The 18694-nt window shown below is 66.3% G+C and carries 15 protein-coding genes and 1 pseudogene; 6 read left to right on the top strand and 10 right to left on the bottom strand.

What is annotated here, in order from left to right:
* The 3 genes from V0R59_RS28290 to V0R59_RS28280 all read right to left on the bottom strand — a co-directional run.
* Nucleotides 1–213: hypothetical protein (locus V0R59_RS28290; RefSeq protein WP_330105853.1), on the bottom strand; the 213-nt coding region annotated here is incomplete at its 3' end.
* Between the two features lie 46 nt (nt 214–259).
* Entirely contained in the window at nt 260–1147 is an 888-nt protein-coding gene (locus tag V0R59_RS28285) for a dihydrodipicolinate synthase family protein (RefSeq protein ID WP_330075533.1), read from the bottom strand.
* A 19-nt stretch (nt 1148–1166) separates the two neighbouring features.
* Nucleotides 1167–1949, bottom strand: a complete 783-nt coding sequence (locus V0R59_RS28280) for an aldolase (RefSeq protein ID WP_330075532.1) — start codon at nt 1947–1949, stop codon at nt 1167–1169.
* Between the two features lie 164 nt (nt 1950–2113).
* Between V0R59_RS28280 and V0R59_RS28275 the strand changes: the two genes are divergently transcribed.
* From V0R59_RS28275 to V0R59_RS28265, 3 genes are all read left to right on the top strand, one after another.
* Nucleotides 2114–2653, top strand: coding sequence for a helix-turn-helix domain-containing protein (locus V0R59_RS28275; RefSeq protein ID WP_330075531.1), 540 nt, complete (start codon nt 2114–2116; stop codon nt 2651–2653).
* A gap of 71 nt (nt 2654–2724) precedes the next feature.
* Entirely contained in the window at nt 2725–5181 is a 2457-nt protein-coding gene (locus V0R59_RS28270) for a hypothetical protein (protein WP_330075530.1), read from the top strand.
* A 42-nt stretch (nt 5182–5223) separates the two neighbouring features.
* Nucleotides 5224–6009, top strand: coding sequence for an AraC family transcriptional regulator (locus V0R59_RS28265; protein ID WP_330075529.1), 786 nt, complete (start codon nt 5224–5226; stop codon nt 6007–6009).
* On the opposite strand, the gene V0R59_RS28260 is transcribed toward V0R59_RS28265, so the two are convergent.
* Together V0R59_RS28260 and V0R59_RS28255 are read right to left on the bottom strand one after the other, a co-directional pair.
* Complete coding sequence (locus tag V0R59_RS28260) at nt 5998–6585, bottom strand: LysE family translocator (RefSeq protein ID WP_330075528.1); 588 nt, start codon at nt 6583–6585, stop codon at nt 5998–6000. The two genes, V0R59_RS28265 and V0R59_RS28260, sit on opposite strands and share 12 nt — an antisense overlap.
* A gap of 212 nt (nt 6586–6797) precedes the next feature.
* Nucleotides 6798–7649 (bottom strand): annotated as a pseudogene (locus V0R59_RS28255) (LysR substrate-binding domain-containing protein); the annotation flags it as partial.
* A gap of 266 nt (nt 7650–7915) precedes the next feature.
* Here V0R59_RS28255 and V0R59_RS28250 point away from each other — a divergent pair.
* From V0R59_RS28250 to V0R59_RS28240, 3 genes are all read left to right on the top strand, one after another.
* A complete protein-coding gene (locus V0R59_RS28250) occupies nt 7916–9232 on the top strand; it encodes an MFS transporter (protein WP_330075527.1) in 1317 nt (438 codons plus the stop codon).
* Between the two features lie 111 nt (nt 9233–9343).
* The gene (locus V0R59_RS28245; RefSeq protein WP_330075526.1) at nt 9344–10054 is read left to right on the top strand and encodes a YebC/PmpR family DNA-binding transcriptional regulator; all 711 of its coding nucleotides are present in this window, start codon (nt 9344–9346) and stop codon (nt 10052–10054) included.
* A 140-nt stretch (nt 10055–10194) separates the two neighbouring features.
* Complete coding sequence (locus tag V0R59_RS28240) at nt 10195–12084, top strand: propionyl-CoA synthetase (protein ID WP_330075525.1); 1890 nt, start codon at nt 10195–10197, stop codon at nt 12082–12084.
* 181 nt (nt 12085–12265) lie between these two features.
* Here the strand turns inward: V0R59_RS28240 and V0R59_RS28235 are convergent, their stop codons facing one another.
* The 5 genes from V0R59_RS28235 to V0R59_RS28215 form a co-directional block, all read right to left on the bottom strand.
* On the bottom strand, nt 12266–14704 hold the full coding sequence (locus tag V0R59_RS28235) for a TonB-dependent receptor plug domain-containing protein (RefSeq protein ID WP_375547381.1): 2439 nt from the start codon (nt 14702–14704) through the stop codon (nt 12266–12268).
* 44 nt (nt 14705–14748) lie between these two features.
* Nucleotides 14749–15249, bottom strand: coding sequence for a RidA family protein (locus V0R59_RS28230; protein ID WP_330075524.1), 501 nt, complete (start codon nt 15247–15249; stop codon nt 14749–14751).
* 20 nt (nt 15250–15269) lie between these two features.
* On the bottom strand, nt 15270–16850 hold the full coding sequence (locus tag V0R59_RS28225; RefSeq protein ID WP_330075523.1) for a flavin monoamine oxidase family protein: 1581 nt from the start codon (nt 16848–16850) through the stop codon (nt 15270–15272).
* A gap of 234 nt (nt 16851–17084) precedes the next feature.
* Entirely contained in the window at nt 17085–17987 is a 903-nt protein-coding gene (locus V0R59_RS28220; RefSeq protein ID WP_330075522.1) for a LysR family transcriptional regulator, read from the bottom strand.
* A 103-nt stretch (nt 17988–18090) separates the two neighbouring features.
* A complete protein-coding gene (locus V0R59_RS28215; RefSeq protein WP_330075521.1) occupies nt 18091–18693 on the bottom strand; it encodes a tetratricopeptide repeat protein in 603 nt (200 codons plus the stop codon).
* Nucleotide 18694: the final 1 nt, after the last annotated feature.

The following is an 18694-nucleotide window of genomic DNA, read 5'->3' as shown; positions in this document are numbered from 1 at the left end:
CGCGATGGCCGCGAAAGGCGCCGGTGGGAGGGGACCCGGAGCGAAGCGTAGGGCCTGATGTGGGAGCGAGCGGTTTTCGTCCATTTTGCCAAGACAAAATGGACCCGCCGTAAAGGCGGAAAGCGCCGGCGCAGTCGCCGCCGCGACCGGATAAGCTCGCAGCACCAGCACCAGCACCAGCACCAGCACCAGCACCAGCACCAGCACCAGCACTACAAAGCAAACGATGTGTTGATACTGATGCCCATGCCGGGGAGATTCAGCCCAACTGGTCGAGCAAGCCCTTCAGCTTCCCGCACCCGACCTCGTCCAGCGGAAACACCGGCGCCCGCGGCACGCCGCAATCGATCCCGGTCAGCTTCAGCCCGGCCTTGACCGTCGCCGGCAAGCCACCCTTGAGGATGAAGTCGAGCAACGGCAACTGCCGGTAGAACAGCTCCCGCGCCCGCTCCAGGTCATTGCCGGTCACCGCCCGGTACAACTGCTGGTTCAGCACCGGGATCAGGTTGGCCGCCGCCGTGCACCAGCCGGTGGCGCCGGCGATGAAGGCTTCCAGGGCCAGCGGATTGCAACCGTTGTAGTACGGCACCTGGCCTTCGCCCAACTGCTGCAGGGCATGCATGCGCTGGATGTCGCCGGTGCTCTCCTTGACCATGGTCACGTTCTCCACCGCCTTGACGATGCGCAGGATCAGTTGCACCGACATGTCGGTACCGCTGGTGGCCGGGTTGTTGTAGAGCATGATCGGGATGCCGATGCTGTCGCCGATGCGCTGGTAGTGACGCAGGATCTCCGCCTCGCTGAGCTTCCAGTAGGCCGCCGGCAGCACCATCACCGCGTCGGCGCCGTGTTCTTCGGCAAAGCGCGCGCGGCGGATGGCGTTGGCGGTGGTCAGGTCGGACACGCTGACGATGGTCGGTACGCGCTTGCCGATATGGCTGAGGCTGAATTCCGCCACCTGGCTCCATTCGCGGTCGTTGAGGTAGGCGCCTTCGCCGGTGCTGCCCAGCGGGGCGATGGCCTGCACGCCGCCGTCGATCAGGCGCTCGATGGACTGGCCGAGGGCAGCCAGGTCGAGGCTTTCGCCTTCGCGGCCGCTGAACGGGGTGACGGTATAGCCGATGATGCCGTGGAAAAGAGTGTTCATGCGCAAGGCTCCAGAGCGGTCAGTTCAGGCAGTCGGCGTGCTTGCGCAGGCTTTGCCGGGCGAAATAGTTGAAGGCGGCGCCATGGCGCTTGGGCCGGTCGATCCAGTCGTGGGCTTCGCGGGCCAGGGCCGGGTCGATCGGCTGGATGCTGCCAGCAGACATGGCCAGCAGTTGCAACTGCGCCGCGCGCTCGATCAGGTTGGCGGTGACACAGGCCTGCTCGATATCCGCGCCGGTGGACAGCTGGCCGTGGTGAGACAGCAGGATGGCACGCTTGTCGCCCAATGCCGCGGCGATGATCTCGCCTTCCTCGTTGCCCACCGGCACCCCCGGCCAGCGTTCGAGGAATGCGCAGTCGTCGTACAGCGGGCAGACATCCATGTGCGAGACCTGCAACGGCACCTCCAGCATCGACAGCGCCGCGACATGGGTGGGGTGGGTGTGGATGATGCAGTTGACGTCCGGGCGGGCGCGGTACAGCCAGCTGTGGAAGCGGTTGGCCGGGTTGGCCATGCCCTGGCCCTCCAGCACTTCCAGGTCCTCGTTGACCAGCAGCAGGTTGCTGGCGCTGATCTCGTCGAAACCCAGGCCCAGTTGCTGGGTGTAGAAGGTCCCGGGCTGCGGGCCGCGGGCGCTGATCTGTCCGGCCAGGCCGGAGTCATGGCCACGGTCGAAGAGAATCCGGCAGGTCAGGGCCAGCTTTTCCCTGACAGTCCACGTATTATCCGCCAGCGAGCCTTGCATCCGCGCAAGGGCCTGCTGGACCAGCTGGTCCTTGGGCAATGCCATTGTGTTGCTCATCGGGGTGTCCTCGGTGAGGTGAGTGCGATGTCATGGCTGGCCCGCCCCGCGAGCCTGAGAAACCAACGGGGCGGTCAATCCGGATGACACAATCAAGGCTATATGACACAAAGTGTCATAAGCAAGGGAAAAGTTGCATAGTTCACGGGGATCCACCGCAGCGCATGTCTATCCGTTTGAAATTATTGAGAAAAAAACTGGGCATTACCCTTGAGGTGCTGGCCGAGAAGTCCGGCATGACCAAGAGCTACCTGTCCAAGGTCGAGCGCGGGCTCAACACTCCGTCGATCGCGGCCGCGCTCAAGCTGGCCCGGGCTTTGGGGGTGAATGTCGAGGAACTGTTCGCCGAGGACGCGCCGAACACCACGCGCTACAGCCTGGTGCGCAGTGGCGAGCGCCAGTCGCTTGCCGGCAGCGCCCAGGGGCCGGGGTACGCGGTGCTGGCCAACCAGATCGGCCAGCGCAGCCTGCTGCCGTTCCTTATCAGCCCGCCGATGGACTTCAGCGATTCGACCTTCAAGGAGCATCTGGGCGAGGAATTCCTCTTCGTCCATGACGGCCGGGTCGAGGTGGACTTCATGAGCGAGCGGGTCATTCTCGAACGTGGCGATGCCCTGTATTTCAATGCGCAGACCCCGCATCGCCTGCGCTCCCTGGGCGAGTCGCCGGCCCAGTTGCTGGTGGTGGTGCACGACGCGGGGTAGGTCTTGCCGCTCATCCCAGGGCAGGGGGCGCGATAGCATCGCGGTTTTCCCGGCCCTCAAGGATGATCGCCATGACCCCGCCCTCCCGCGGCTACACCCGCATGCTCAATACCCTGGTCGACCAGCGCACCGCTGCCGCCCCGCGGCACAGCCCGTGGTTTCATCTCGATCCCGGCGAGCGCGCCGACTTTCTCGCCGAGGTCGATGCGCGGCTGCTGGAGATCCGCCACACCACCCTCAACGTGCTTGCGGCGCAGCACTACAGCATGCAGGACAACCCTCGCGGCATCGACGAGCACCTGGCGCTGTTGCGCCAGCGGCGCGCGGTACTGGATGACGACAGTCCGTACCGCCAGGCGCTCGACCGCGACATAGCCCTCTATGCCCGGCAACAGGCCGCCCTGCATGGCTTCGAGGGCGCCTGGCGCAAGGCCCTGCGGCTTCTGCGCGCGGGCAATGGCCTGGATTCGCCATGCCCGGGCCTGTTGCTGCGCCTGCAGCGGATGAGCGATTTGCTGCAGCGCAAGATCGACGGCGAAGGGCCCCCGCCGCGGATCGGCCTGTTCGCCCGCCTGCAGGGCTGGAAGGCAGTGGCGGAGCGTTATCGTGCAGTGCTCGACGCACCGTCGCCGGCCGCGGTCGCCGCCCTTGAACGCATTCCTGCGACGTCCGACGCCTTGCCGGTGAATCTCTCGCTGCAACTGATGGAAGAGCGTCCCGGCTACGTGCGCATGTACGTGGCCCTGGTCGACCCCAGCTATGGGCACCGATACAAGGACCTGCACCTGGAGCATGGCCGGCTGGTCACCCGTACCCGCGGCCTGATGAATTTCTCCTTCGGCACCCTGGCGCGGTCCCTGGCGTGGCAACAGCACTATCGCCTCAAGCACGAACCGCCGCAGGCCTGGTCGCCGACCTTCGCGCCGATTCGCTCGGTACTGGTGCGCACGGCGTTCATCGAGGCGTTCCTCGGCGATTACCTGGTGTCCGAGAGCAACCTGCGCGGCGGCTTCCTGGTGCGGGTGATGGACGATGGCTGGTTGCTGCGGGTGGTCAATGTCGACCGCAAGGTGTGCAACCAGATCGGCATCGAGGCGTTCGACGATCCCGCTGGCGAGGCGCGGGTGCGCAACGTGCGCCTGCCACGTCGCCTCGACGACCTGCTCAACCGCCATGCCGACATCGCCAGCTTCCAGACCATCGCGCTCGCGAGCTATGGGCGCAGTCACTACGATACCGATCGTGACGGTCGCTTCGTCAGCCTTCGCGAGGTCGAGCGCAGGCTGGGTTTCGGCGCGCGCCTGTACCTGCTGGAACTGCCGCTGCAGGGCGAGTACCTGGCTGCCACGCCATTCGCGGTCATGGAGGTGCGCGGTGGCAGGGCCAACAGTCGGCACCTGGGCGTGGCCGAAGTGCAGAGCGCCTACGCCCATAACCTGGCGTTCTTTAACCGGCTCCAGGCCTTGCGCGAGCTGGGCGAGAGTGCTTGCCCATGGCTCAACAGCACGGTAGAGCGCAGCGCTTTCATGGACCAGTGGCTGCGCTTGCTGGAACGCAATCACCTGACCCCGGGCGGGGTGCTGCCGGTGCCCGGGGTTCCCCGCGACAGCCTGCGCGATATCAAGGGCAATCACCTGGGCAAGGTGCGCTGGGAACGGGCTTTCGCCGACCGGGTCTGGCAATGGCCGGCGCTGGACCCGCTGCTGGCCGGGGTGGCGCAGCAGGTGTCGCGGCATGTCGACCTGGCGGGCCTGCTGGATGACCCGTACCTGCAAGGCATCCTGTTCCAGGCACGGCAGTGGCTGGGTGATCCGCCTCAAGGCCTGTCGCATGAGGCACGGCTCCTGGCGCTGTTGAACCGGTCGCTGGGCGTGTCGGATGGGCAGGACAGGCTCGACAACGCGAAGGGCCGCAGCCTGCGCCGGCAGGTGCTGTTCCAGGCCCTTCGCGCGCTGGCCGGTCCCCCCGGCCCGGGCAACCGCCTGCAGCGCCCGGACCCTTACCTGATCCTCAATGCACAGCCGGAATTCTTGTTCGGGGTGGACGACAGCTGGCTGGTGGCCGAGGACAAGTACCGCGGCTATCACCAGTTCGTCGCCGATCCGGAGCATCCGCACAGTCGCCGCATGAATGAGCTGGATGTGCCGTTCACCGGCGGTATCAGCGAGGTGATGCACGCGTGGTCGAGCAAGGCGCCATGGCTGCTCGATGGCCTGCCGACGCTGACGGCGTACTGGCGCTTCCAGTTGGCCAACAGCGCTTTCTGGTTGCGCAACGGCTATTACTCGCTGTTCGAGACCCTCTACCTGGCGGCTGTCGAGGAGCCGGTCGGCGAGGATGGCATCGGCGTGGCGCTGCTGGCCCTGTTCGAACGCTGCCGCGCTCTGGAGACCGCGCCCGGTGCCTTGTACGACGGGGTCATGGCGTTGCTCCTGCCAGTGCTCAATCATGACCTGACACCGGCCGACCAGTTGAGCGTGCCGCGCTACTCCGCCGCGTTGCCACTGGAGGCGCGGACTGACGGGTGATAGTCTCACTGGCGTTTTCGTACAACCCCGGGAGTCTTTTCGATGAGCAATGGTTCGACTTTCTGGCGCGATCCGGCGCTGGCCTTCATCGAGGCCCGGGGTGTCGCCGATGGGCGCAAGGTCTGTTACGCGCGGCATTCCCATGAAGGCTTCTCCATCGGTGCCATCACTGCCGGGCGCAGCACCTATTTCGACGGCCAGCGCTGGCACGAGGTGGAGGCCGGCAGCGTAGTGATGATGAACCCGGGGGTGGTCCATGCCTGCAACCCCATCGCCGACCAGCCCTGGTCGTACCTGATGCTCTACGTCGACATGCCCTGGTTGCGCGGGCAGGGTTTCGAGCCCCTGGCGCAGACCCTGAGCACCTCGCCGACGCTCTATCGGGGCCTGGTCGCCCTGTATGAGCGCCTGACTGACAGCCACTGCGCCAGCGAGGACAAGCGCCTCGCGGCCGAGTGTTTCTTCGGCCAGTTGCGCGAGCAGATCGAGGCGGCGCCGTTGGCGACAGGGCAGGGCAACGAGCGCCTGCAGCGGGCGGCCGACTACATCCGCGCGCACTGCACCGAGCCGCTGAAGCTGGAAGACATCGGCGAGGCGGCGGGGCTGTCGACTTCCTACCTGATCCGCGCCTTCAAGCAGCATTTCGGCCTGACGCCCCATGGTTTCCTGCTCGACCACCGGGTGCGCTATGCCCGTGCGCAGTTGCGCCAGGGCCGCTTGATCGCCGAGGTCGCCCATGAGGCCGGCTTCGCCGACCAGGCCCATTTGCAGCGGGCCTTCAAGCAGCACTTGGCGGCGACGCCGGGGCATTACCGTTCAGCCCAGTAGCAGGTAGCCAGCGCTGGCGGCCAGCAGGCCGGCCAGGGTGCGGTTGAACAGGCGCATGCGCCGGGGCTCTTCGAGGTGCCGGCGGATCACCGTGCCGGCCCAGGCCCAACTGCCCAGGGACAGGTAGCAGATCACCAGGTAGATCAGCGTGAACTGCCAGAGCAGGGCGCTTTCGCCCTGGCCGACGAACGCCCCGACCCCGGCGACGCAGGCCAGCCAGGCCTTTGGATTGAGCCACTGCATGGCGGCGCCATGGAAGTAGCCGGGGGCCTTGTGCGGGTCGCCGTCACCGAGGCGGCCATCGTCGCTGGCGAGTTTCCAGGCCATGTACAGCAGGAACAGGATGCCGGCCCAGCGCAGGGCCTCGGTCAGTCCCGGCCAGCGCAGCAGCACGGCGTGCAGGCCGAAGCCGATCAGCAACAGCAGCAGGCAGAAGCCCAGGGTCGCCCCGGTGACATGGCGCAGGGCGGGGCGCAGGCCATGCCGCGCGCCGGAGGCCAGGGCCACCAGGTTGACCGGGCCGGGGGAGATGGAGGAGGCCAGCGCGAAGGCGGCCATGGACAGCGACAGGCTCATGAAAGGCTCTCTCGATTGGGGGAGGGAGCCTGGAGACTATCGGCGCGGGTGGGGCGGGTATTGAAGAAAACTGCCCTAGGGCCTGAAGCGCGGACCCTGTAGGAGCGGGTTCACCCGCGATTGCGATAGTGAATTCACCGACGCCATCGTGGCGGTCCGGCGTTCCGGTAAACCCGCTCCTACAGGGTCCGTGTTAGCGCAAATACTGCTGCTCATGCTTCCTCGAACATCTCCATGAATGTCGCCACCAGCCGCCGCGAGCGCTGTTCATTGAGGCATACCAGCGTCTCCTTCAAGCGCCGCTGGCAATCGACGATCGGCACCGCGCACACCCGCGAATCGGCGCCGAATTCCGCCGCCGACACCACGCCCACGCCGATCCCTACCACCACCGCCTCCCGCGCCGCCTCGCGACCTTCCACCTGGATCGCCGGGCGAATGCGCAGCCCGGCACGGCGCATTTCCTCTTCCAGGGTCTGCCGCGTTACCGAGCCGGGCTCACGCAATACCAGCGGCGTGTCGTCGAGGTCGGCGAGGTGGATCGAGGTGCGGCCGGCCCAGGGATGATCGCGGGAGACGAAGGCCACCATGGCTTCGTCGCGCAATGGCAGGCAGAACAGGCGGGGGTCCTCGACGTCGCGACCGAGCAGGGCGATATCGGCCTGGTAGCTGAACAGGCGGGCCAGGGACTCGTCGGTGTTGCCGGTCTCGATCTTCACGCTGATGCCGGGAAAACGCTGGCAAAAGCGGGCAACCTGGCGCAGGACGTGCACCGGCGCATCCACCGCCAGCACCAGCGTGCCGGTCTGCAGGGCCCGGGAATCCTGGAGCAGTTCGTTGGCCTCCGCCTCGCAGGCGAACAGGCGCTGGGTGATGCCCAGCAGGCGCTCGCCAAGATCGGTCAGTTGCACCGAGCGCTTGTTGCGGTGGAACAGCAGCACGCCGTAACGCTCCTCCAGCTTGCGCACCTGGTCGGAGATCGCCGGCTGGGTGAGGAACAGCCGCTCGGCGGCACGGGTGAAGCTGCCGTGCTGGGCGACGGCATGGAACGCCTTGAGTTGAGCCTGGAAACCGACATTGCATCACCTGTAACAAGCTGGGCTTATATTTGAAATACGATAAATCGATTTTGTTTATCAGTGTGCATTTGTTTCCATCTTCCGGCCCGCGACAGTCATCCGAATGACTGTCCGGTCATGGGCGCCTGGCGGATGAAAAGGCGACCCATCTGACCCGGTGGCGGCCATCCGTCACCGGAGTGCGCAACACAACAACAAGACAGGCGTTTTTTTCCAATTCTGCCGGCACACTCAGATCCGAGGTCAGATTCATGAACAAGCACACCCCCGACATCCAGCGTTGGCGCATGCAGATCTTTGCCATCACCTGGCTGGCCTACGCCGCGTTCTATTTCACCCGCAAAGCCTTTTCGGTGGCCAAGCTCGGCATCGCCGAGGACCCCGACTTCACCCTCGACAAGATGGCCATGGCCAATCTCGACGCCCTCTACCTGGCCGCCTACGCTGTGGGCCAGTTCACCTGGGGCATGCTCGCCGACCGCTTCGGGCCGCGGGTGGTGGTCCTCGGCGGCTTGCTGATTTCCGCCCTCGCAGCAGTGGTAATGGGCAGCTACGCGACCTTCCCGGTCTTCGCCAGTTGCATGCTGATCCAGGGCCTGGCTCAGTCCACCGGCTGGGCCGGGCTGTGCAAGAACATCGGCAGCTTCTTCCCCGCCGCGCAGCGCGGCCGGGTGCTGGGGCTGTGGAGTTCCTGCTATGCCTTCGGCGGCCTGGTGGCTTCGCCCTTCGCCGGCTGGTGGGCCTACACCCTGGTCGGCACCTGGCACGCGGCGTTCTTCTCCAGTGCCGCCGTGGTGGCGGGGGTGGCGCTGCTGTTCTTCCTGCTGCAACGCAACAAGCCCGAGGATGTCGGCCTGCCGGCGGTGGAACCGGAGCCGCAGAGCATGGCCCCGGCCAGCCACCTGTGCAGCATCTGGGCACCGCTGCGCGACATCCTGCGCAACCGCACCGTGCTGGTCCTGGGCCTGGCCTATTTCCTGCTCAAGCCGGCGCGCTACGCCATCCTGCTGTGGGGACCGGTGATCGTCTTCGAACAGATGCCGTCGGTGGGCAAGGTCGGCGCGGCGATCATTCCCACCGCCTTCGAACTGGCCGGACTGCTCGGCCCGATCATGATAGGACTGGCCTCGGACAAACTGTTCGGCGCCCGGCGCATGCCGGCCTGCGTGATCAGCCTGGTGGTGCTGACCGTGGTCCTGGCGCTGTTCATGGGCGCGCTGCACACCGGCAGCGTGGCGCTGGTGGTGGCCCTGCTGTTCGTCATGGGCCTGACCCTGTACGGGCCGGATTCGATGATCAGCGGCGCCGCAGCCATCGACTTCGGCACGGCCAGGGCCGGCGCCACGGCAGCCGGTTTCGTCAACGGCTGCGGCTCGGTGGGGGCGATCCTCGGCGGGTTGCTGCCGGGCTACTTCGATGGCGTCACGGTGTTCATCATCTTCGCCGGCTGCGCGCTGTTTTCCGCGCTGGTCCTGCTGCCGCACTGGAACAGCCGGCCAGCGACCCCGGGACATGATCCGCAGGTGGCGCCGAACACCGCCATGGCCATCAAGCCGGTACGCACCTGAGGCCAGCACGGGCAATCGACATTTTTGTCGATTGCCCGTCGCCGCGCGTATAAACTGCACGCCACTTTGTCGGTCGTTTCCTGAACCGACACCTGAAACAAGAGAGTCGACATGGGCGCACAGTGGAAAGCCAAGCATAAAGAACAAGCTGCCAATGCCAAGGGCAAGATCATGGGCAAGCTGGCCAAGGAAATTCAGATCGCCGCGCGCAGCGGTGCCGACCCGGACATGAACGCCCGCCTGCGCCTGGTGGTCGAGCAGGCCAAGAAAGCCTCCATGACCCGCGAGACCCTCGAACGCGCGATCAAGAAAGGCGCCGGCCTGCTGGGCGAGCAAGTGCAGTACCACGCGGTGAAATACGAAGGTTTCGCCCCGCACCAGGTGCCGCTGATCGTCGAGTGCCTGACCGACAACGTCAACCGCACCGTCGCCGAAGTCCGCGTGCTGTTCCGCAAGGGCCAGCTGGGCGCCGAGGGTTCGGTGTCGTGGGACTTCAATCACGTCGGCCTGATCGAAGCCACCCCGGACAGCGCCGATGCCGACCCGGAAATGGCCGCCATCGAGGCCGGTGCCCAGGATTTCGAGCCAGCCGATGAAGGCGCGACCTTGTTCATCACCGAGACCACCGACCTGGACAGCGTGCAGAAAGCCCTGCCAGCCCACGGCTTCACCGTGATCTCGGCGAAGATCGGCTACACCCCGAAAAACCCGGTCAGCGCGGCGAGCCTCGACGCGGAAGCCCTGGCCGAGGTGGAAGCCTTCCTCGAAGCCATCGACGGGCATGACGATGTGCAGAACGTCTACGTGGGCCTGACGGCCTGAGCCATCGACACCCCAGGGGGCCGCTTTTGCGGCCCTTTTTTTGCGATTCCCCTACGACTTAAGTTCGATAGCAGCGCCGTACCATCCAGCCATACTCGACGTTCGCCCTTTAACAACAACAAACATAGGGTTATGCATCGATGAGCTACCAGCAGTGGTATGACCGCTCCATTTCCGCGCCCGCCGAATTCTGGGCGGAACAGGCCAGGCGCCTGGCCTGGTTTCGCAAGCCGACGGAAATCCTCCGCGACAATCCCGACGGCACCCATCAATGGTTCGCCGACGGCCGCCTGAACAGCTGCTACCTGGCCCTCGACCAGCACATCGAGGAAGGTCGCGGCGAGCAGCTCGCCCTGATCTACGATTCGCCGGTCACCGGCAGCCAGCAGACCTACACCTTCCTGCAGTTGCGCGACGAAGTGGCGCGCCTCGCCGGCCTGTTGCGCGAGCTTGGGGTCCAGCAGGGCGACGGGGTGGTGATCTACATGCCGATGGTGCCGCAGGCGGCCATGGCCATGCTGGCCTGCGCGCGCATCGGTGCGGTGCATTCGGTGGTGTTCGGCGGTTTCGCTCCCCACGAACTGGCCCTGCGCATCGACGTCGCGCGACCGCGGCTGCTGCTCACCGCCTCCTGCGGCCTGGAGTTCGACCGGGTCATCGAATACAAGCCGCTGGTCGACCGGGCCCTGGAACAGTCGACCCACCAGCCGCGCAAGGTCCTGGTGCTGCAGCGTCCGCAGGCCCGCGCCACGCTGGTCGAAGGCCGCGACATCGACTGGCAGGCGGCGATGATCGCCGCCGCGCCGGTGCCGCCGGTGGAGCTGGCTTCCGGCGATCCGCTGTACATCATGTACACCTCCGGCACCACGGGGAAACCCAAGGGCATCGTTCGCGAGAACGGCGGCAATGCCGTGGCCCTGCGCTTTGCCATGGAGCATGTCTACGGCATGCAGGCCGGCGAGGTGTGGTGGGGGATTTCCGATGTCGGCTGGGTGGTGGGGCATTCGCTGATCGTCTACGGCCCCTTGATGAATGGCTGCACCACGGTGCTCTACGAGGGCAAGCCGATCCGCACCCCGGATGCCGGCGCTTACTGGCGGGTGGTCGAGCAGTACCGGGTCAACGGCCTGTTCTGCGCGCCGACGGCGATGCGCGCGATCCGCAAGGAAGACCCGGACGGGCAGCTGCTGCGGCGCTATGACCTGAGCTCCCTGCGCCAGTTGTTCCTCGCCGGCGAGCGCCTCGATTCCAGTACCCATGAATGGCTGGAGAACGTCAGCGGCAAGACCGTCCACGATCACTGGTGGCAGACCGAGACCGGCTGGCCGGTGACCGCGCCGTGCCTCGGCCTGCACGGCAGCGGCGGGCGCGCCGGTTCCAGCAACCGCGCAGTGCCGGGGTATCACGTGCGGGTGCTGGACGAGGATGGCCATTTGCTTGGCGCTAACCAGCAGGGTGCGATCGTCATCGCCCTGCCGTTGCCGCCGGGGTGCAGCCAGACCCTGTGGGACGATCATCCGCGCTACCTGGAGTCGTACCTGCAGGCCTATCCGGGCTATTACCACACCGGGGATGGCGGCTACCTGGACGAGGAGGGGTTCGTCTATATCATGGGTCGCACCGATGACGTCATCAACGTCTCCGGGCATCGCCTGTCCACCGGCGAGATGGAGGACCTGGTGGCGCGCCATGGGGCGGTGGCAGAGTGCGCGGTGGTTGGCGTGCGCGACGAGATCAAGGGCCAGGTGCCCCTGGCGTTGCTGGTGCTGAAGGACGGCGTGGACAGCAGCGAGGCGCAGTTGCAGGCCGAGCTGGTGGCCCTGGTGCGCGAACAGATCGGCGCGCTGGCCTGTTTCAACCGGGTGCGGGTGGTCAAGCGTTTGCCCAAGACCCGTTCGGGCAAGATCCTTCGCGCGGTGTTGCGCAAGATCGCCGACCAGCAGCCGTACGTGGCGCCGTCGACCCTGGATGATCCGGCGGTGCTGGTGGAGATAGAGGAGGTGTTGGCGGGGTTGGCGCGGGTGGGTTGAGGATCTACACATCTCGCTCAAGCCAAGCGCGTATCTTGTGGGAGCGGGTTCACCCGCGATGACGGCGGTGAACCCAGCATCGTCATCGCGGGTAAACCCGCTCCCACAGGGGACGCGTCCGGTATTCAGCCCGGGACAAGATTGTAGATACCCATGCCGCGATCAGGCCCCTCGACGTCACTCAGAAGTCATACGTCAACCGCGTGTAGTAATACCCCCCGGTAAACCCATACGGCGAGTAGACCCCGTAGCCACTGACCATGGTCTTGCTGCTCGGCGCCTGCCGCTCGGGATACACGTCGAACAGGTTCTTCGCCCCCACGGCCAGGTTCAGCCCCTTGGTCAACTGGTAGCCCAAATCCAGGTCGGTGATCCAGCGGGCCTTGTACACCCGGTCCAGGGAACGGTCGCTGGCGTCGTTGACCTCGCGGTACGACCCATAGCGGGTCAGCCCCAGGTTGACGCTATAGCAATCCAGCCGCCAGCTGCCGCCAAGGATCAGCTTGGTCTTGGGCTGCACCCCGGCGATCAGGTTGCGCGCCTGGCGGTTCATCAGCTCGTAGTCCTTGCCGAGAATGCTCACGCTCTGCTTGTAGTCGAGGATCTCGGTTTCGTTCCAGTTCCACGCCGCCGTCCATTTCACGCTGCCGAAGCCGCCCAGGTCCTGGTCGTAGTTGCCCACCAGGTCGACGCCCTTGGTCCGGGTGTCGGCGCCGTTGGTGAAGTACTGCCCGCCGGAGGTCGAGTCGATGCCGTTGTCCACCAGGGTCTGGGTCACCTCGGGACCGAGCAGGGTACCGGTGAGAGTGATGCGGTCGCGCACGTTGATCACGTAGGCGTCGGCGGTGAACGACAAGCGGTCGCTGGGCTGGAAGGTCAGGCCGAGGCTGTAGTTGCTGGATTTCTCGGGCTTCAGCGCCTCGGCACCGAGGGCCTGGGCCGCCGCCGAATCCACCGGCAGCACGCCGTAGTTGATCGACTGGTACACGCCGTTGACCACGCCATAGGTGGTGGAGCGTGCACTGAACAGGCTGTTGGCCAGGGACGGCGCGCGGAAACCGTTGCTCACCGTGGCCCGCAGCGCCAGTTGCGGGGTGAACTCGTAGCGGGTACTGAGCTTGCCGCTGCGGGTCGCGCCGATGCCATGGTCGTAGTGTTCGTAGCGCAGCGCGGTGCCGAGGTACCACTGCGGCAGCGGGTTGAAGCCCACGTCGATATAGCTGGCGACGCTGTTGCGGTGGGTGCTGCCGGCCTCGGCCGGCGAGATGCCGTTGGTCACCTGGGCTCCCGACGCGGCGCATTGTCCCGGTGCCCGGCAGTAGCCGCCGTCGGCCCAGCTGGCCCAGTCGCCGTCTTCCACTTCATAGCCGTCGCGGCGCTGCTCCAGGCCCCAGGAAAGGTCCAGCGGCTTGCTCAGGCCGACCTCGAAGGCGCGATGCAGGTCGAGGTTGCTGGTCAACTGGCTGGCGATCCAGGTGCCGGATTCGAAGTGGTTCGGCGTGGCTTCGCCGAGGGACGGGTTCTGGTTGTTCCAGGTGCCCTGTTCGGCGGCGTTGCGCCCGTAGGTGGTGGACAGGTCCCAGTCCCAGATACCAACCAGGCCCTTGGCGCCGAACGCCGCCTGGAAGTCGTGTTCCTCGATGTACCAGGTCGGCGTGTAGCCGGACGGCCGACCGTTGGGCCCGGTGGTGATGGTGTTGACGATGGTCGGCAGGCGGAAGTTCTGCCCCTGCTCGGCCTTGCGGTACGACCAGGTGCTGAAGGAGTACAGGCTGAGGTCGTCGTCCAGCGGCAGCTCGGCGTTGTAGCCGAGGGTCAGCAGGTTGATCTTCGGCGTGCCGTAGCCGCCATAGGTGACCTTGCCGGCTTTTTCGTGGGCTTCGGCCGTGCTGTAGCCGTTGGCACTGGCCTTGTTGTCGTCGTTCTGGCTACGGGCATCCAGGGCCAGCTGCAGCACGCCGTCGTTGCCGATCTCGAAGCCCTTGTTCAGGCTCTGCTGCACGGTCTGCTTCTTGCCGTCGTAGCCCTGGCCGACGTTGGTCACCGCGGTGCCGCTGGTGTCGGCCTTGAGGATCACGTTGATCACCCCGGCGATGGCGTCGGAGCCGTATTGCGCGGCGGCGCCGTCGCGCAGTACCTCGACATGGTCGATGGCGCTGATGGGGATCAGGTCGAGGTCGGCCGGGGCGGCGCCGGCGTTGATCCCGCTGATGTTCAGGGTGGCGCTGGTATGGCGGCGCTTGCCGTTGACCAGAACCAGCACCTGCGCCGCGTTCAGCCCGCGCAGGTTCGGCGCGCGGGCCATGCCGCTGGCGTCCCAGCCGGTCTTTTCCGGCAGGGTGAAGGAGGCCACGGTGGCGCTCAGGGCTTCCATCAGGCCGGGCTTGCCGGTGGCTTGCAGCTGCTTGGCGCTGATCACGTCGATCGGCGCCGGGCTGCTGGTGACGGTGCGTTTCTCGCTGCCGCGGCTACCGGTGACGATCACGGTGTCCAGGCGCGAGGTGTCGCTGGCGGGTTCGGCGGCAAGCGCGGGGAAATTCAGGCCGGCGAGCAGCGCGGCACCCAACAGTGGGGTGCGCGCCGTCGCCGCCGGCCAAAGGGCGGGACGGGCAGTCTTCAAGGCAGATATTCCTGTTCGGGTTGGGTCCGGGCGTAGTCCCCGGTTCACGGCGCCTTGGCGGCGATGGCTTCGATTTCCACCAGCGCGCCGGGCAGCGGCAGGGCGACGACCTGCAAGGCGGTGCGGGTCGGCTTGTTGGGCTGCTCGGCCGTGGCGAAGAAGCGCGTGTAGGCGGCCTGCAGGCCGGCGAAGTCAAGGTTGTTGCCCTTGGCCGGGTCACCGACCAGGAACACCCGCAACTGGACGATATCGCCCAGGTCCAGGCCCTGTGCCTGGAGGATCCCGCGCAGCTTGGTCAGCACCGAGAACGCCTGGGTCTCGGTATTGCCGTAGGCGGCGATGCTGCCTTTCGGCGCCTTGGGGTCGGCGACATCCGGCAGGGTGCCGCTGATGAAGGTCAGGCGCGCCGAGGCCGGCACCGTGACCACTTGCGAGATGGGGAAGTTCGAGCCCGGCGGGTCGACGCGCTGGATGCTTTCGGCGTGGGCGGTGTTCAGGGTCAGGCTCATCAGGGCTCCGAGCGCCAGGCTGGTGGTCTTGTACATGGGACGTTCCTTGTCGGGGTTCAGGCGGCGGCAACGCCGGGGTTGGACTGGCTGGCGTGCTGGGCGATCAGGCCGACCACCCGCCGCGCCGATTCGGCGGCGCTGTTCTGCCAGATGCCGACCCCGCCATGGGCCAGGGCGTCGCTGGCCAGCCAGGTGCGGCCTTGCGGCTGGTTGAGAATGTCGTAGGCCGGCTGGGCCACTTCGTCGTGGACGATCCACGGCGCCTCGCTGAAGGGAATCTTCGACCAGTTCACCACCACCGGCCGGCCCAGCTTGTGCGAGTGGCCGGGGTGCAGGGATTCCACGGCGGCGCGGGACGAGGCGATCTGCGCCTGCCACGGCTTGGCGGCGAAGCCCTCGGCCACCTCGCCGTTGTTGTAGGTCGCCACCAGCACGCCCTGGGCGCTGTTCAGCCGGTCGCTCGGGTACCACAGGGTGCGTGCTTCGTGGTTGATGTAGGAGAGTCCGCCATAGATCTGGAAATCGGTTTCCCAGAAGCGCGGCGACTGCCAGGCCACCTTGTTGGCCTTGTCGCCCTGGGCCTGGCCGAGGGCGTTCTTGAAGGCCGGGGTGAAGTTGCTGTCGAGCTTGCGCAGCAGCGGCAGGGGCAGGGCGATTACGGCGTAGTCGGCGTCCTCGGTATGTTCGCGGCCGCTCAGGCGGTCGCGCCAGACCACCCGGCTGCCGCGTTCGGAGGTCTGGATCGAGCGCACCTCGGCATTCAGCTGCACGGCGTCCTTGACCTGGCGGTAGAAGGCCTTGGGGATCTGGTCCATGCCGCCCACGGGCTGGAACATGGTCGAGGAGAACTCGGGGATCTCGTCGAACACCAGTGGCAGCAGCAGGTTGCTGTCCAGCAGGCGCTTGAGTTCCACCGGGTCGCGCTGCACCGGTGTCTGGTCGCCGGCACCGGCGAAGCGGGTGTAGCCGGAGCGGACCGAGCCGCGGTACTGGCGGTCGTCGTTGAGGTCGCCGTAGACCTTGAGGAAGTCCAGCAGCGCCTTGCGCTCGCCGGCATTCAGTTCCTGGTCGAGGCTGTTGCGCTGCACGCTGCGCGCCAGCAGCTCGCTGAGGTGGCCGCGGGTGTCGTTGACCGCCTGGCGCAGCAGCAGGGGCGGCTGCGCCAGGTCCGGCTGGGCGAGGGCGTTGCGGCTGCTGTTGACCAGCACCTGCAGTTCCACGCCGAGTTCGCGGCAGTAGCCGAGGATGGTCAGGTGATGGCTGGGCAGGCGCGCGGCGCCGGCATTGAAGAACAGGCCGTCGTCGAATTCCACGGTCTGTCGGCTGCCGTCGTTGTGCTCGACACGATCGCCGTTGCGCAGGGTCCAGACCCGGCCGCCGATGCGCTCGCGGGCTTCCAGCAGTTTCACCTCGAAGCCGGCCTTGCGCAGTTCGTAGGCCGACACCAGGCCGCTGATGCCGCCGCCGACGATCAGCACGCGCTTGCCGTTGCCGGCGCGGCTGGCCAGCTTGAGTGGTTCGAAGGTCGCCGCCTGGGCGTTGCCGGGCAGGCCGAGGGCGGACAGGCCGCCGAGTGCCGCCGAATAGCCGCCGATGGCGGCCAGGCGGGTTACCAGGTCTCTACGGGTGAGCCCCATGTCGAGTTCTCCATGAATTCGCAATATCGGCATTCCGCATGCGGCCAGGGAGAACCCGCGAAGGCGGGGAGGAGCGAGGGCGGGTGGACCCTCTGGCGGCGGCGGAAATCCATTTGCCTCCACCAGGTCGGGGTCGGTGAACAGAACATAGGCGTCTGAAAGACGCTTGTGAAAGGCTTTTTGGTTCTAAGTTAATTATCAGAAAAAAGCATAAAGATGATTTATAAAATGCAATCAGGCTATTTTGTGGTCGTCCAGCCGCTGCGCCGCCACCGCGCCGAACAGCTCCACCGGCTCCTGCAGGTTGCCGAGGTAGCGCGGGTGGAACAGCCACAGGTCGACCTGGGGCTTGAAGTCGCTGACGTTCAGAACGTCGAGCTGGTCGCGGTGCTTGCTCAGCGCCAGCAGCGGTTCCGGCACCAGGCCCAGGCCCTGGCCGTTGGCGACCAGGCCCAGTTGCAGCTCGGTGCCGAAGGTTTCCAGGTTGATCTGCAGCGACAGTCCCTGCTCGCTCAGCGCCCGTTGCAGGCCGGCGCGGAAGCCGCAGCCGTCGGGGTTGAGGACCCAGCCGCGCAGGTAGCAATCCTTGAGCTTGTAGCTGCGCTTTGCGGCGCTGCCCTTGGCCGCCACCACCCGCAGTTGCATGCGCCCGATGGAGCGGCTGGCGATGCCCTCGGGGAAGATCTTGCCGGTGGGGAAGAGCGCGGCAGCGGCATCGAGGTCGCCGTTTTCCATGCGTGCGATCAGCGAGCTGCCCCAGCCACTGACCACCTGGGTGCGCAGGTCCGGGTAGGCCTCGCGGATCTGCGCCAGGGCGTCGAGCAGGACCACGTCGCCGAGGGTCTGCGGCACACCCAGGCGCAGGGTGCCGCTGGGCGCGCCGTCGCTGGCCACCAGCTCGCGCAGGGTGTCGATCTCGCGCAGGATCGCCTTGCATTGTTCGTAGACCCGCCAGCCCATGGGCGTCGGCTTGAGCGGCTTGGTGTTGCGGTCGAGCAGGTTGGCGCCCAGGTCTTCCTCGAAATTCTGCACCCGCCGCGTGATCGCCGGCTGGGTCAACTGCAACGCCTCGGCGGCGAGGTTGGTCGACTGGCAGCGGATGACCGCGACGAAGGCGTCCATGTCATCGATCTTCATATTCGCTTCTCACATAGTGTCGGGCGGGAAAATGCTTGTGCAGAATAATCCTTCCGACGCGGTTTTGCAGGAGGGATTGTCGTGGCCGCCTTCGATCACTCGTTTACCAGAACTTCCACCAGGCGCCCTTGCCCAGGTGCTCGATCATCTTCAACTGTTCGCCAAGCATGGCGATCACCTGCTCGTTGCGCGGGTTCTGCACCTGGTAGATGCCCAGGGCCTCGCTGAACGCCGTGTGCGCGGCACGCAGGTTGTCCTGCTGCAGATGGGCCAGGCCGAGGGAGGCGAGGCAGGCGCCGACCGGTTCCAGGTCGTCGGGGGTGTCTTCGCGGTAGACCTGCACGGCGCGCTCCAGCAGGCACGCGGCCTCGCCGATGCGGCCTTGCTTGAGGTAGCAGTTGCCGAGGGTCTGCAGGCTCTGGCCGACCAGCTGGTGGCTGGGGGAAAACAGGTTTTCGCGGGTAGTGAGGACTTCGAGGTAGAGTGCTTCGGCTTCGTCATGCCGCTGCTGCGCCCAGCGCAGCCCGGCGAGGCCATCGCGCAGCAGGGCGAGGCTGGCGGGGTCGAAGCCGTCGACGCTTTCGGCCAGGGCCAGGGCTTCGTGGAAACAGTGCTCGGCTTGATCCAGGTGACCGTGGTTTCGGTGCTGCACGGCCTGGTCGTTGAGGGCCATGACGCGTGCGTTGTCGAAGGCGGTGCTGAGCATG

Source organism: Pseudomonas ulcerans, assembly GCF_036324125.1.
GTDB classification, from domain to species: Bacteria; Pseudomonadota; Gammaproteobacteria; order Pseudomonadales; family Pseudomonadaceae; genus Aquipseudomonas; species Aquipseudomonas ulcerans.
The sequence above is the reverse complement of the archived record's forward strand: the minus strand, read 5'-3'. Positions and strand labels throughout refer to the sequence as shown.

What these genes read in the sequence shown, in the direction of transcription:
- V0R59_RS28285 (WP_330075533.1), bottom strand. Translation starts at nt 1,147, where the DNA reads ATGAACACTCTTTTCCACGGCATCATCGGCTATACCGTCACCCCGTTC.
- V0R59_RS28215 (WP_330075521.1), bottom strand. Translation starts at nt 18,693, where the DNA reads ATGCTCAGCACCGCCTTCGACAACGCACGCGTCATGGCCCTCAACGAC.
- V0R59_RS28225 (WP_330075523.1), bottom strand. Translation starts at nt 16,850, where the DNA reads ATGGGGCTCACCCGTAGAGACCTGGTAACCCGCCTGGCCGCCATCGGC.
- V0R59_RS28250 (WP_330075527.1), top strand. Translation starts at nt 7,916, where the DNA reads ATGAACAAGCACACCCCCGACATCCAGCGTTGGCGCATGCAGATCTTT.
- V0R59_RS28280 (WP_330075532.1), bottom strand. Translation starts at nt 1,949, where the DNA reads ATGAGCAACACAATGGCATTGCCCAAGGACCAGCTGGTCCAGCAGGCC.
- V0R59_RS28220 (WP_330075522.1), bottom strand. Translation starts at nt 17,987, where the DNA reads ATGAAGATCGATGACATGGACGCCTTCGTCGCGGTCATCCGCTGCCAG.
- V0R59_RS28265 (WP_330075529.1), top strand. Translation starts at nt 5,224, where the DNA reads ATGAGCAATGGTTCGACTTTCTGGCGCGATCCGGCGCTGGCCTTCATC.
- V0R59_RS28245 (WP_330075526.1), top strand. Translation starts at nt 9,344, where the DNA reads ATGGGCGCACAGTGGAAAGCCAAGCATAAAGAACAAGCTGCCAATGCC.
- V0R59_RS28240 (WP_330075525.1), top strand. Translation starts at nt 10,195, where the DNA reads ATGAGCTACCAGCAGTGGTATGACCGCTCCATTTCCGCGCCCGCCGAA.
- V0R59_RS28260 (WP_330075528.1), bottom strand. Translation starts at nt 6,585, where the DNA reads ATGAGCCTGTCGCTGTCCATGGCCGCCTTCGCGCTGGCCTCCTCCATC.
- V0R59_RS28270 (WP_330075530.1), top strand. Translation starts at nt 2,725, where the DNA reads ATGACCCCGCCCTCCCGCGGCTACACCCGCATGCTCAATACCCTGGTC.
- V0R59_RS28230 (WP_330075524.1), bottom strand. Translation starts at nt 15,249, where the DNA reads ATGTACAAGACCACCAGCCTGGCGCTCGGAGCCCTGATGAGCCTGACC.
- V0R59_RS28275 (WP_330075531.1), top strand. Translation starts at nt 2,114, where the DNA reads ATGTCTATCCGTTTGAAATTATTGAGAAAAAAACTGGGCATTACCCTT.